The sequence below is a fragment of the Acidobacterium capsulatum ATCC 51196 genome, assembly GCF_000022565.1.
Classification (GTDB): Bacteria; Acidobacteriota; Terriglobia; order Terriglobales; family Acidobacteriaceae; genus Acidobacterium; species Acidobacterium capsulatum.
This window is the reverse complement of sequence record NC_012483.1, coordinates 109,793-123,477: the sequence shown is the minus strand read 5'-3', so window position 1 is coordinate 123,477 and position 13,685 is coordinate 109,793. Positions and strand designations below refer to the sequence as shown.

Sequence of the window (13,685 nt, the reverse complement as noted above, 5' to 3'; positions counted from 1 at the left end):
TGATGACTGGCTGTCTGCTGCTGATCGTCCTGGTGACGTCGGTGAGCTTTCTGGTGCGCGCTTCGTTTGTGCAGATTGCGTCGCTGGAATCACAGGTGCGCACTGCCGAGCATGCGGTAGCGGCGCTTGAAACAGCGCAGGCATCTCTGGCGCAGGAAGAAATCTTCGCGGCGCAGACTTCGCTGGAAGGCGAAGTGGCCTTTCGCCGCTTTGTGGACCAGGCCCACCAGACACAGACCTTTCTTGCTGCTGCGGTGCAGAGCACCCATGCCTTTGATGCCTCGGTGAATGTGCAGCCTCTCTATGACCGGCACGCGCACGTATTAGGGCACACGACGCTGACCAGCATGCGGCTGGAGAATCTGCGCGACCGCGACCTGGTGCGCATTCAGCAGGACTTCAGCGCGCTGGTGGATCAGGTGCGCGCCAAACGGCATGAAGTGGTTTCGCACCTGCACGAGCAGGAAGACGGCCTGCGCACTCGGCTGATTACGGCCTGCGGAATTTCGATTTTTCTGGCCATTCTGATCTCGGGACTGATGGTGGCTTCGCTGATTTTGCCTTTGCGCCGCACGGCGCAGTCGGCGCGGCAGATTGGCGGCGGCGACCTGACGCATCGGGTCGAGTGGCGCTCGGGCGACGACCTGGGGGCCATTGCCGCTGAGATCAATCGCATGGCCGTGCGGCTGCGCGATCTGCGCGAAACCGAAGCCGGACGGCGGCAGATGGATCAGCAGCTCAGCGACGCCGTGGTTCACTCCATATTTGAGCCCGTGATTGTTACGGATGCCAAGGGGCATGTGCTAAAGCTGAATCGCTCGGCGCAGCAACTGCTGGGCGAGGCCTCGTCAGACCGCAATGCGCTGGCCAATACGCCGGGCGGAGACCGCATTCTGCAGGCCATTCGCAACGCGGTTTCGATGCAGCGCGCGGCCACCGGAGAGGGCGAGGCCGCACTGCTGCCCATGCGCACCGGGCAGGCCGAGCACAGCTACCGGCTGCGGACCACGCCCATTCGAGATGATCGCGGGCGGCTGCTGGGAGCGGTGACGCTGCTCGAAGATATTACGGAGATGGCCGCAGTGGACCGCTTCAAGTCGCGCTTTCTGATGGTCGCCTCGCAGAAGCTGCGCGATCCGCTGCAGCGGCTGCGCCTCTCGCTCTACACGCTCACGCGCGGCTTTGCCGGGCCGCTGCAGCCTCTGCAGATGGACATTGCCCGCAACGGCGAAGAAGAAGCCGAGCGGCTGGACGATTTGATGGCCGACCTGCTCGAAGTGGCTGAACTGGATACGGGAGATCGCGAGCTGCAATTGCGTGCCTTGCGTCCGCTCGACGTATTGCAGGATGCTTCGTCGCGGTATCGCGCGGAGGCGCAGGACAAGAAGATCCGGCTGTGTGTGAAGGCCTATGAAGACTTGCCGCACGTTGCCGGAGACCGCCGCGCACTGCGCAGCATATTGGATAACCTGATTCAGAACTCACTGCGCTATACGCCGCCGGAAGGCGAGATTCGCCTGGAGGCGACCGAGCTGCGTGACCGCGTGCAGTTTGCCGTCACCGACACGGGCCGGGGCATTGAGCCGGAGCGGCTCTCCGGCATCTTCGGGCGTTTCTCTGGCACGGGCGCGGCGGGCACGGGACTCGGACTCGCGCTGGTACGGCGGCTGGTCGAAGCACAAAATGGTGAGGTTGCCGTCGAAAGCCGCCTGGGCCACGGCACTACCTTCCGCTTTACGCTGCCGATTGCCGCGGTGCGCACCGGACGTCACCCTGTGGAGGCCGGATGATGAATCAGCCGGACAATGCCTCTATCAATATTCCCCTTCGCGCGCCTCGTGAGCTGCACCTGCAGCGGGAGGATGTGGCGCGGTTGCGCATCTATCTGGGCGCGGCGCCCGGCGTGGGCAAGACCTACCGCATGCTGCAGGACGCGCATCGCCTGCATGACCAGGGCGTCGATGTGGTCGTCGGCTTTGTAGAGGCCCACGGGCGCGCCGAAACTGTGTCGCTCACCGAAGGGTTGGAGATGATTCCGCGCCACCAGGTTCCCTACCGCTCGGTGACGCTGGAAGAGATGGACGTGGACGCCATTCTCGCTCGCAAGCCGCACACCGTGGTGGTGGATGAGCTGGCCCACACGAACGTGCCGGGATCGCGCCACCGCAAGCGCTATGAAGATGTGCTGGAGCTGCTGGACGCAGGCATTCACGTGATGACGGCCGTAAACATTCAGCACATCGAGACGCTGAATGATGCCGTTTCGCGCTCGGCGAGCACGCAGATTCGCGAGACGATTCCTGACAGCATATTGAAGCGCGCCGACGAGGTGGTGAACGTTGACGTCACCGTCGATGAGCTGCGCACGCGGCTGCGCGAAGGCAAGATTTATGCGCCGGAGAAGGTGGAGCTGGCGCTGGCGAACTTCTTCCGCAAGGGCAACCTGAACATGCTGCGCGAGCTTGCGTTGCGCACCACGGCCGAAAAGGTTGGCAGTGCTGCCTCGGAGTACCGCCGCACGCAAGGCCTGGAACAAGCACCGATGCCCGAGAAGGTGATGGTCTGCTTCTCGGCGCGCACCGGTTCAGAGCGCCTGCTGCGCGTAGGCGCGCGCATTGCGGGGCGGCTGGCGACGCAATGGTATGCGGTGTATGTGGAGCGGCCGGGGACTTCGCGCCATCATGATGATGCTGACGCACAACGCCGCATTGAAGACTTTGAGCGGATGGCGGCCGACCTGGGAGCCAAGGTGGTCATGCTCAAAAAGAAGAACGTTGCGGATGCGCTGGTGGAGTTTGCCAAGCAGGAGAATATTTCGCACGTCGTGTTTGGCCAATCGGCTCGCTCACGGTTTGATATTTTTCTGCGCGGGTCCGTCATCAACCGCTTTCTGGCGGAGATGCGAGAGACCACCGTGCAGGTGGTCCCCATGAATAAAAAAGAGAAGAAGTAGCCCGGGAATTGTTTGAGCGGCCTTAGTCTTTCTTGAGCACCGCGCTGTTGCTTTCATCGTTGGCAATCGCGCCCTCCAACTGCTGCAACTGGGCATAGTCAGAGGCTGGCAGCGTCAGTTTCTTCTGCACATATTGCCGGGTATAAACGAGCGTGTTGCCAACGGTTTTTACGTCGCTCGTGTAGTCGGCAAATCCGACGTCGAGATGCACGGGATCGGGTAAATCATCGACCGTGTAGCCGGCGGGCAACTGGATGCTCACCGTATCCCTCCATGTGCCCAGCGAGTCAAAGCTGATGGGGTATTTGCGCGGCTTGTTGTTCAGCGGCTGCTCGACGCTGCCCATCACGCGCGGACGCACCAGCAGCAGAGAACCAGCCGTGTGCGCATATGCCGGCGCGGTAAAAGTGTAAGAGATAGTGAAGGGTTGAGTGAGCGCATTGGCCTGGCTGAAGGTCGTCTTCTGCAACGTGAACGCGGTGAAATCATTGCCCATCACCTGGTTGTAGTGCGTGGTCAACTGCTTTGCCGTGCTTTCGGCGTAAAAATTGCGTGTGTCCCATGAGGACGCGCCGTTCATCGTCACTTTCACTGTTCCGCTCAATGTGCCGTCCGCAGCGAGCTTCAAACTGGCCGTGTGCGTCGTGGTGTCGGTCGGGGGCGGCATCACTGGCAGCGCGATGACCTGGCTTTGACCTCCATCGACAAGAAGGCCGTAGCCGCCTTGCAGATAGCCGGGCAGCAGGCCGATGGGCACGTATTCGTTGGTGGGGTCAAAGATGAGATAACGCTGGCCGGTCTGGGTCTGCACCACCGACTGCAGGCGTGGATTCTGATAGCCGGCCGGAATCTGGATGGCGATGATGGCGTGGTTGCCGTCGATGGAAGGCACATGCGGCGAGACGAAGCCGCGATGGGTATCCACAAGCACATACGTGGAGTGGATGCCCACGGCATCGAGCATGGCGATCATCAGAGTGACCTTGTCCTTGCAGTCGCCGTAGCGGTCCTCGAGCACGGCATCGGCCGGATGAGGCTTGAGGCCGCCGATGCCGATCTCGACGCCGACGTAGCGAATGTTCTGCTGCATGAAAGTGGCCACGCGATCGAGCCGCGTCATGAAGTCTTCAGTGGGCGTCGCCACACCGAGCGCCGCCGTCTTGACCGGAGAGCCGCCGTCGGTCTGCGCGCTCGACAGCTTGTCATACCAGTTACCGATCTTTGCCCAGAGCGCGTCGCCCTGCGGCAAAGGCTGCGCGGCATAGTGCACCACCATGCGCGAGGCCTGCGTGATGCCAGCAGGAGCGAGCGGAACGCCGGCCATATTCACGGCCGGTTCATTGCCGGCCTCCCAGCGCAACGTGCCGTCCGGCTCAGTGACGGGAGCAATGGGCGCATGGCGAAACCATACGGCCTCATGGTGCCAGCCCTGCGGCAGCTTCAGCTCAAAGACCGTTTTCGTCGTGGGCAGATACTGCTGGAACTGCCACGTGTCTTCGCTCATGTACGCGGGCACTTTCTGCACGACTTCCCACGCGATGATGCCGCCGGGGTCGGCACCCGGCGGGTCGGCCGTGCGATAGCGAACGTCCACATAGAGCATGCTGTCGTCGGAGTAGCCTGCATCGACGTAGTCGCTCTTCTTCATGGCGAAGCGATGCCCGTCAGGCGAGATAGACCAGACGGCGAAGGACTTGAGGGGCGTGTCCTTGTTGTAGGAGGCCACAGGCGTGGCGTCCTGGCGTCCCTCGGGCGTGAGAATTTTCATCACCGTGCGCATGCGGTCTTCGGCGCTGCCATCGGGCTCCACAGTGAGTAACTCACTCTGATACAAAATCACCGCATTGGCGGTGGGCGGCAGCTTGCCCGGATTCAGAGCAGCCGCGGACATCACCCAATCCGGCAGCACCGGCTCGGTGCGAGCCATGGCGAGCGGCGCAGCGGCGGCGAGAAGGCACAGGGCAAAACCCAGCCGCGCGAGGCGGCTCTGTGATGGTCCGCGCATCACTTCGCGCTCCCTGCTTTGGGAGCCGAAGATGTGGCCGCGGTCACCGGCACCGGCTTCATGCGCAGCACGAGCGGCTGCTGATCCGCCTGGGCGATCTTTTGAAAGTAGTTCAGGAGTTGCGGATAGCTTTTGGGAGCATAGAGCGGCATGGCCACGGCCGAAACCCGATCGTAAACGTATTGGTTCCCTTTTGCGGTATAGCTCACGTGAAAAACGCCATCCTGCGGCAGCATCTGCTGATTGTCCGCAGGCTTCCCTTCCACACTTGCATTGGGCGGCAGGTTAAGGCTCACCTGATCCTGCAGGATGTAAACAGGACCCAGATCGACGGGCATGGTGCGCTTCGGGCTGGTGAAAACCGGCTTGGCGTTGGCCTCAAAGAAGTCGGCCGGCAGCAGCCGCAGCCTGCCCGCATTGCTGCCCATGGTGCCGCTCACGGTGAGCACAGCCATCACGGCTTCATCGGGCTGGTCAATGCCGATGAAGCCGTTCATCTTAAGCTGTACGCCGGTGGGAACCTGCGATTGCCAGTAGGAGCGCACGTCTTTCTTTGCCTGCTCCACACCATTCTTCAAGGCTTCCTGCCGGATGCGGCGGGAGTAATCTCCGGTGTAGGCAATCCGAAGTTGGCCGGAAATGGAGCCGTCGGGAGCGAGCGTGAGATAGGCGCTGCGGGTCTGCACGTCCCACTTATAAAGCTGCCCGGGCGTGGAGGCGAAGGCAGTCCCGTGATCCAATTGCCTCACCCCGTCTGCGAAGCAGTGATACCAGGCAAGCTCGCCGTAGTCCTCAAAGCGGTTGCCGGGATCAAGATAGACGGGCTTGCCGTCAATCATTACGATGGCGAGTTCGTCATCGAGCTGACCCCAGCTCAGGTAATTCTGATCAAATAGCGTATCATTGCGGTTGCTCACGATGATGTCATAAGCCTTGAGCCCGGCGGCGCGTGCCAACGCGATGTAAAGACGGGTGAGCTGCGCACTGTTGCCGCGCTTGTCCAGCCAGATATCACCGGCGTTTTTCTCTTTTTGCCCTTCGGCCTTGTTCTCGACGGCGCTGTGCGCGCGGGTGTAATCGGTGTTGTCGAGCTTCATGACCGCTTCATAGATCTTCAATGACTTTTGCTCCGGCGTGTCCGCGGGAGACACGATTTGGCTAACCGCCTTGCGGATGACGGGACTATCGGATGCAAAGTGATCGACGGACTTTGACCAGCGCTTGCCGGCATCACTCCAGAAGTCTTTGCTCTGGGTGGACGCGGCGTAATAGAAGAGCACGCGCAGGCTGCGGCTCTGCACCGGAGGCATGTGCGGCTCGCGCACGAGGGCAGGCACGTCTTTGATGACGAGGTCATATCCGTCGAGGCCGGCTCTCACCTTGACGCCGGGAGGCAGAATAGTGGCATAGAGCAGCGTGTTGATGGGGGTTTCGTGACCGCTGCTATCCATCATGGTGTAGTCGGTGTAATTCTTGAGCGGATTGAAGTGGTAGTGCGCTTCATGCACGAAGAGGGGCTGCTGAATGATCCAGCGGGGCGAGGACAGGGTGTGGTCGCCGTAGTCGAGGATGTAGCGATACTCGAGAATGGAGCCGACTTGCACATCGGGAAGTGTGAAGACCTTCTCCATGACCTCGTGGTCGCCCTGCTTGTAGATCAGTTTGTCGTAGGGCTTGCCGGTGAAAGGGACGATCTTGCCGTCCGGCTCGATGGTGCGCCCCTCGATCGACCGGATGCGGAAACTTCCGTCCTCAAAGGAACTGAAATAAGGCAGTTCCACATCTGCCCTGCTCTTGCCCTGCGCCGTCAGCACCTTGATGCGCGCGTAGAACGTGTGCATATGCACGCTGTCATCGACGGTCTCTTCGCGATACAGATAGACGGCGGCCGCGCCCGGAGCACTCGGATCGGTCTTCATCTGCAGTTCCTGCTGGGTGGGCTGTTGCCATTGATCAGCGTGCAATGGAGTCAGGAGGGAAAGAGAGAGAAGCGGCAGAACGAGAAAGCGAAGGCAAGGCCCGAAAGTACGCATGAGGCATCCAGAAACAGGAACTAGCTGAGCCGGTCAATTGGTGAGCAGTGCCATCGTTTTAACTTGCCGCAGGGTAGAAATCAAGCAAAGAATGCGAGGCTTCACGTATGCTGCCATGCGTAGAGACAAACGAGTGCAAAAGAGAAAGGCCGGGAGTATCTTCGCTCCCGGCCATGATGGATCTTGCGTAATAACCGTGCCGAGCTACGGCACCATGTGGGGCCTGAGTCCGCTCCATGGGAACAGGCCGGTGGGGCCGAGTTCGGTGGGATTCTGCGGGCGGAAGAGAAAGCGCACAAAGAAGCCAATGGTCTGGTTGTTGTAGTCGCGCGTGTTATTGAGCGAGGTAAAGCCGCCGAGATACCAGTGGTCGGTCAAGTGATAGGCGGCCTCGGCATGCAGGTCATAGTTGGAGCCTACGATGGTCTGTGCCGGATAACTGAGATTCTTCGAGGCGGTCTCAAGTAACGGGTCGAGCGGGTAGTAGGGCGAGCTGTCCTGCTGGAAAGCCTGTACGCCGAAGGCGCCGGCGACCTGGTAGTGCCAGTCCAGGCCGTGCTGCCCCTGCCATGTGAAGGGCACGTTGGCCAGCATGTAGGCCTGCGGGCTGAAGTAGCCGCCCTGCCCGTAAGTGAAGTACTGCAGATTGTGGGCATAGTGCATGCCAAAGAGATTGACGCCCAGCGTCAGGTTGCCGGTGTCAGGGACGCTCCAGACGCGCCAGTAAGCGCCGGCATCGCCGTCAATGCGCGTATTGGTCTGCACATGCGTACCGGAGAGATATTGGCCGCCGAGGCTGATGTAAGAACCCGAGGCCGATCCGCCGCGCCCGAACTGCACCTGGAAGGCATTGCTGACTACACCGCCCCAGATGTTGCCCGAATACACGTTGGTGATGGACGCCGGATCACGCAGGCCCGAGTAGGAAAGCTGCGAGTCTTTGACGGCGCTGCGGTTGAACGAGAACGTAAACGGGCCGTTGGCGGGCTTCCACTGGAACTGCCCGATGATGTTCTGCACGAGGAAGCCGTAAGGAGTACTGCCGATGGCCACACCGAAGGTGTTCGTCGTCACCTGCAGTTCCCCGCCCACGCCGGCCGAGTTCTGCTGGGTTGGCGGCGTGTCGGGCGCGGTGATCTCTGAGCCGAGGAGCTCGGACTGCCCGCTGGAGCCGATGACCGGCACCTTGGTGGCCTGGCCGGAATCGAGGAACACGGGGTCCACGACCAGCGTGAGCCGAGCCGCGTAACCGACGGGTGTGGATGCCTCAAGCGGTGCCTCAAAGGCGCTGAGCGCGTCGTAGCCGAGATTGCCGCTGCGATGGCTTAAATATCCCGTACCGCCGAGCCAGCCACTGTAGCCACCCTCGATGCTGGCCAGTTGTTCTTCGGCAGCCTGGCGCGGGTCGAGCCGCTTGCTGCGCGGCGCATGCACGTAGGGGCCGGTGAGCGGCGGCAGATTCTCCTGCTGCAGTTGCTGGTTACTCGCACCGTTCTGCGAGGGAGGAGGCGGAGCGGGCAGTTGCTGCTGCTGCGATTGCTGCTGGTACTGATACTGCGGCTGATATCCGTAGGGCGGCGGGGCCGCCTGTTGGTTGGTTTGTTGCCCCTGGGCGACCTGATACGAACCCTGATTCGAAGAGGCAAACGGAGAGACCGGCTGCATGGAATAGGTCTGCGGCGGAGCGGGCTGAATCTGCTGCTGCGGAGCGGGCAGATAGCCTTGCGGCTGTGGGCTGGAGTATTGCGTGCTGATCAGCCCTTCATTCTGCGGGTGCGCTGCTTCGGTTAACTCCTGCTGCGCACGCAGCATGGCCTCTTGCCGCTTCTGGGCATTCTGAATGTCCCGGATCGACTCGCTCGTATCGAGCGTGAGCTGGTGCACGGGCATCTGCGCCAGGCTGGCATCCGGCTGCTGAAGTTGCGGCTGAATGACCGGGCCGGAAGAGATGCTGAGATGCAACTGCGCGCCGCTGCCATCGCTGTCAGAACCGTCGCTGCTGCCGCCGATGACCACACCGGAGTTCAGGCTGGCGTTGCCGTTTCCGCTGCCGTCCCCGCCTTGCCCATACCCGCCGGGATTCCCCGAGGGGTAGGTGTTGGAGTTGTTGTCCTGCGGGCGGATGGGTGCATACTGCGACGGATTCGCATTCTGCTGATACGTGGGCTGTGTGCCACTCGGCAGAGGCTGAGTGTAGTTTTGCTGCGACTGCGGATAGCTGTAGTTCTGCTGCGGCACCGGGGTGCCATAGCCTGGCTGCGACTGCGCCGGATAACTCTGCTGCGGCGTGTAGTTCTGCTGCGGCTGCGGATTGTTCGAGGGCGGATAGCTCCACTGCTGCGGCGCCGGCACGCTGGACTGCGGCTGATACTGGCCGAGGGTTTCGCCGGTGTAGCGCTTGGGCGTCACGTGGCGCCGACGGCGGGAATGATGCACCACGTGAGCGCTATGCTGAACCGGAGCAGCCTTTTTGACGGTACGGCGGCGGTAGTAGTGGTGATGCACTACCCTGCGATCGCTCTGCGCCAGCACCTGCGTGGCGGGCGGAAGCTGTGAAGGTGCGGCCTCCTGCGCGATCTGCTGATTGCCCATGATGACCGGAGCGGTGCCCTGGTAGTAGGGATCGGGGCCATAAGGCTCGTTGTTGGCCTGCTGAACGCCGGGCGAGTAGACCTCAGGATTGCGGTAGCCGGGCAGCGGCACATAAGGCTGCTGCTGAGCCATGAGATTTGCATCCGGGTTGAGCAGGTTGACGAGGTTGGTCTGCTGCACGGGCCTGCCGGGGCGCATGGCATCGGGCTGGTCGAGTTTGTGCGCCAGCTCGGTCGTGGGACTGACCTGCGGCATGGCGTGCAGTGAGGCTCGCCAGTAGTCGGCCGCGCGCTGGTTGTCTCCACGCGCCTGCTCAAAGCGAGCCGCGGCCGAGAGCACGGAGGGCGCGTTGGGGTAGCGCTGCAGGGCCTCACGAAGCCACGTCTCGGCAAGCTTCGTATTCTGCGCGGCCAGCGCCGCGCCCACCATGGAGGCGTAATCGTCGGCGCTGCTGTTGTTCGTATTCAGCGATTCATAAATCGCCAGCGCCTGTTTGGGCTGCCCCGCCTGCAGATAGCCGCCGGCGAGTGCCTTGCTCACGTCGGGATTGCCAGGAAATGCCTGCCGCGCCGAAGTAAGGATCTCAATGGCAAGCCGCGTGTTGCCGGCCTTGATGTCATTGGAGGCGCGGCGTACGCTCCACGAAGCCCAGATGGTCTGCACCGTGCGCCGCTGCTCGGTCGTGAGATCGGCGCGGTCGCCGAGGTGCATAAGGGTGCGGTAGAGGTCGCGGTCATCCTTCAGGTTGAAGAGCAGCCAGGCCTGCTGCACCTCCACGCTGGCCGGCATGAGCATGCGCTGCGAGTAGTATTGCCGCGCAATGCGCTGAATGATGCCAAGCGCCGCGGGCTGATTGCCGGTGGCCGCGTAGATCGAAGCCTCTGTCTGCAGGAACTCTGTATCTTTCTCAAGCGTAGTGCGCACCTGGGCGGGAATCTGTTCCAGTTGCGCCAATGCGTCGGCATCATGCCCGGTCTGATGCAGCGCGGAGAGCAGTCCCTTCCATGCATTCAGATTGTCGGGGCTGCCCATAAGCACCTGGCGATAGATGCCATAAGCCTGCTCGGGGCGGCTCTGCTGCAGATCGATGGCCGCGGCCTGCATCTCCAGAGAGACCGGCACAGGCGTGCCGTTGTCGGCATAGATGCGTGAGGCGCGTTGAAGAAAGGTCTGGGCAATGTTGAGCTGGTTCTGCTGCTGGTAAATGGCGGCCAGCATCGACAGGAAATCGGGGCTGCGCAGCGCCTGGTCATACACCGGAGGAGGCATCTGCTCGACAATGGCGATGGCCTGCGCGTCGTTGTTGGTCTGGTGCTCCATGGCGACCAGCCCCTGCCATGCGCTGACGTTGTTCGGATCATCGTTGAGCACGTCGCGGTAGATGCCGGCAGCTTGCGCGTAGCGGTGATCCTGCGCCAGCAGCCCGGCGTACTGCATGCGGGTACCGGCCTTCATGTTGCGGCCATTCTGCGGGAAAGGCAGTTGCAGCGCAGACGCGAGCGCCTGCTGCGCCTTACCGCTCTGGCCGGTGCCCTGATAGGCGTTGGCCAATGCCTGCAGATACTCCGGGTCGCTTTCGAGTGACCGGCGGATGCTTGCCGGCATGCGCGCATCGGTGGCGAGCGCTTGCGTGGCATTGCCGGATTGCTGCTCGGCGAGAAACAGTCCGCGCCAGGCCAGGCTCTGCGAACCCTTCACCTTGAGCAGCCGCTCATAGATGGGAATGGCCTGCGCTGGCTCCTGCGCCTTCATATAAACGCCAGCCAGCCCGGCGAGTGCATCGGGACTGTTGTGGCGCATCTGCAGCGCGGCGGCATAGCCCTGCTCGGCGGCCTGCAACTGATTGTTGTTGAGCGCGGTGGACGCCTGCTGCATGGTGTACCAGAAGCGCGAAGTGGCCAGTGAGCTTTCAATCACGCGGGCGTGCAGACCATCCTGCTCGGCCTGTGAAAAATAGCTGATCGCGCCGCCGAAGTTGTTGGCCTTCATCTGCAGAAAGCCAAGCCCGGCGAGGACGCGCGGATTGTTGGGGTTCTGCTGATAAAGAGCTGCAAAGCGCGTCTGCGCTTCCTGCAGGCGATTGGCATTGAGCGCGGCATAGGCGCGTTGTTCGCCGGGAGTGCGGGCGAGTCCGGAGGATGCCCGGGCCTGCGAGGCCTCGGTCTTGGCCAGTTCGGCGGCCAGTTGCGCGTCCTGATGGCTCTTGAGATAGTTGCGCACCGACTGAATGTAAGACGGATTCTGCACGCTGTAGGCCAGCGCTTGCCGCAGGGCGGCCTCGGCCTGGGGATTGCCCTGATACTTCTCCAGCATATGTACGCCTTCAGGGCGCGTGCTGGGATTGTAGGTGAGGGTGCGGCCCAGATCGATGGCATAGGCTGAATTGCCCGGATAGCGCTGCACCAGCGCACGCAGACCGTTGATGGCGTCGGCACGCTTCGAGGGAATAGCGGCCTCGGTGTCGTAGTAAGCCTGCGCCCAGTTGTCCGGCGGAGTGTTGCCGAATATCCTCTGATAAATTTTCAGAGCGTCTTCAGGATGTCCGCTCTGCGCCAGCTTGGCGGCGCGGGTGAGATCTCCGATGCGGGCACGGTTGCTCACCACGGACTGCAACTGCTGAATCAGCGGGCTACTGGGGTTGATCTGACGGATGCGGTCGATATATTTCTGCGCATCGCTGTCGTTGCCTTCCATGCGGTTCCAGCGGGCAAGTCCCGAGAGCGCCTGCAGATTGTTTGGGTCGGCCAGCAGAACCTGCTGCCAGTTTTGCACGGCGAGATTCATGTGGCCTGAGGCTTCCTGCTGCGAGGCACGCTCCAGCAGAAGCTGCACGGCCGGCGAAACCGCCTGAGAAGAGCCGGTATTCTGAGCGCAAAGCCGCGCTGGCGCCACGGCCACGCAGGCCAGCGCCATGAGCATTATGGATTGGCGCAGAACGCCGTTCATCTGCCCTTCCATTTCACCCAGAGGTCTCCATCGCTCGCAAAGCCAAAACGATGCTGCTGCCAGCCCTCGCCAAACATGGCGAGATTCTGGTCAAAATATGCAGGCGGCTCCCCGTACAGCTTAGTGTTCGGGTTCACCATCGCGTCAAGACGTGCCTGTTGTGTATTCAGGTCCCCCTTGTCGCCAAGAGCCGACAAAAAAGGCTCGACGGCGGCGGAAAATCCGACCGGAGCCGAGGTGGAAAGCACCTTGCCCTGGGGATCCACCTTCTCGGGCGGCAGCGTGTGTGACTTCAGATAAGCCGCCATGCCATAGAGGGCCCGCAGAGTCAGCTTGGCGCCGGGCGTGGCGGGGTTCGCCATGCCGGTCCAGAGATAAACACGAATGGCGTCATAGCTGCCCATGGGCACCGTGCCTTTGGGAGCGGTGGGCAACACGGCCGGCTGAAATCCGCCCGCCTGGGAGTAGCTCACCCAATCCATTACAAATCCGGCGGGCGAGGCACCCTTCACCAGATCAGGAACGGCGGCGGCCATGCCAGCCCAGGGTCCGCTGGGATCGGCGTGCGCCATGCCTTCGACCACGGGCAGAGGCATGTAGCTCGGGTTGAGCAGCCAGGTCGCCGCATTGGGATGAAATCCGGTCGGTCCCGGCAGCAGCATGGAGCCCAGTCCGGGAAGATTGGCGACTTCCTCGTTCGCGATGCGCTTTGCCATGACAGTGCCAAGCGCCGTGTAATGCGGATCGTGCCAGAGGCGGCCAGCCTGGAGCAGCGTATAGCTGATCCACAAATCGGCATCGCTGGCCGGATTGGGATCAATGGTCTTCCACTGACCATCCTTCGCCTTGCCCCATTCCCAGGCCGGCAGGTGCGCGGTCAGGTCGCCCTGCGCAAGGTTGTTCTGCGTCCAGGCGAGCACCTTATCAAAGGCGGGGCGGTCATTGGCCACCAGCGCAAAGAAGAGCGCGTAGGACTGCCCTTCCGACGTCGTGCGCGCCTGCGCGTTGTAGTCGACCACGCGCCCGTCAGAGTTGAGGAACTTGCCTTGATAGGCCTGCCAGAGCGGCCAGGACTGCGCGCGGCATCCCGTCGCGAAGATCAGCGCCGACAGGGATGCGACGGACAGCACATGCCTGAGTAATTTCATTCGCATCC

Annotated in this window: 6 protein-coding genes; 2 read left to right on the top strand and 4 right to left on the bottom strand. The window is 62.1% G+C overall.

The features are described from left to right. Nucleotides 1-2: 2 nt before the first annotated feature. Both ACP_RS00420 and ACP_RS00415 read left to right on the top strand, forming a co-directional pair. Nucleotides 3-1,790, top strand: a complete 1,788-nt coding sequence (locus ACP_RS00420) for a sensor histidine kinase (protein WP_238525605.1) — start codon at nt 3-5, stop codon at nt 1,788-1,790. After that, nucleotides 1,787-2,953 (top strand): universal stress protein, encoded by a 1,167-nt coding sequence (locus ACP_RS00415; RefSeq protein WP_148214957.1) that lies wholly within the window; start codon nt 1,787-1,789, stop codon nt 2,951-2,953. The genes ACP_RS00420 and ACP_RS00415 overlap by 4 nt, the downstream gene beginning before the upstream one ends. 22 nt (nt 2,954-2,975) lie before the next feature. Here ACP_RS00415 and ACP_RS00410 read toward each other — a convergent pair whose 3' ends face one another. The 4 genes from ACP_RS00410 to bcsZ form a co-directional block, all read right to left on the bottom strand. Then, nucleotides 2,976-4,958 carry a DUF3857 domain-containing transglutaminase family protein gene (locus ACP_RS00410; RefSeq protein ID WP_012680487.1) on the bottom strand — a complete coding sequence of 661 codons (1,983 nt, stop codon included), beginning with the start codon at nt 4,956-4,958 and terminating at the stop codon, nt 2,976-2,978. Beyond that, nucleotides 4,958-6,877, bottom strand: coding sequence for a DUF3857 domain-containing protein (locus tag ACP_RS00405; RefSeq protein ID WP_052294628.1), 1,920 nt, complete (start codon nt 6,875-6,877; stop codon nt 4,958-4,960). The genes ACP_RS00410 and ACP_RS00405 overlap by 1 nt, the downstream gene beginning before the upstream one ends. Before the next feature lie 318 nt (nt 6,878-7,195). Beyond that, a complete protein-coding gene (locus ACP_RS00400) occupies nt 7,196-12,529 on the bottom strand; it encodes a cellulose synthase subunit BcsC-related outer membrane protein (RefSeq protein ID WP_169305880.1) in 5,334 nt (1,777 codons plus the stop codon). Next, nucleotides 12,526-13,677 (bottom strand): cellulose synthase complex periplasmic endoglucanase BcsZ, encoded by a 1,152-nt coding sequence (gene bcsZ / locus ACP_RS00395; RefSeq protein WP_238525604.1) that lies wholly within the window; start codon nt 13,675-13,677, stop codon nt 12,526-12,528. Before bcsZ ends, ACP_RS00400 begins: the two co-directional genes overlap by 4 nt. Nucleotides 13,678-13,685 lie beyond the last annotated feature (8 nt).

Bases quoted from the DNA above. Each gene is read 5' to 3' on its own strand.
- ACP_RS00410 (WP_012680487.1), bottom strand. From the start codon at position 4,958: ATGCGCGGACCATCACAGAGCCGCCTCGCGCGGCTGGGTTTTGCCCTG.
- ACP_RS00400 (WP_169305880.1), bottom strand. From the start codon at position 12,529: ATGAACGGCGTTCTGCGCCAATCCATAATGCTCATGGCGCTGGCCTGC.
- ACP_RS00420 (WP_238525605.1), top strand. From the start codon at position 3: ATGACTGGCTGTCTGCTGCTGATCGTCCTGGTGACGTCGGTGAGCTTT.
- ACP_RS00415 (WP_148214957.1), top strand. From the start codon at position 1,787: ATGATGAATCAGCCGGACAATGCCTCTATCAATATTCCCCTTCGCGCG.
- ACP_RS00405 (WP_052294628.1), bottom strand. From the start codon at position 6,877: ATGAAGACCGATCCGAGTGCTCCGGGCGCGGCCGCCGTCTATCTGTAT.
- bcsZ (WP_238525604.1), bottom strand. From the start codon at position 13,677: ATGAAATTACTCAGGCATGTGCTGTCCGTCGCATCCCTGTCGGCGCTG.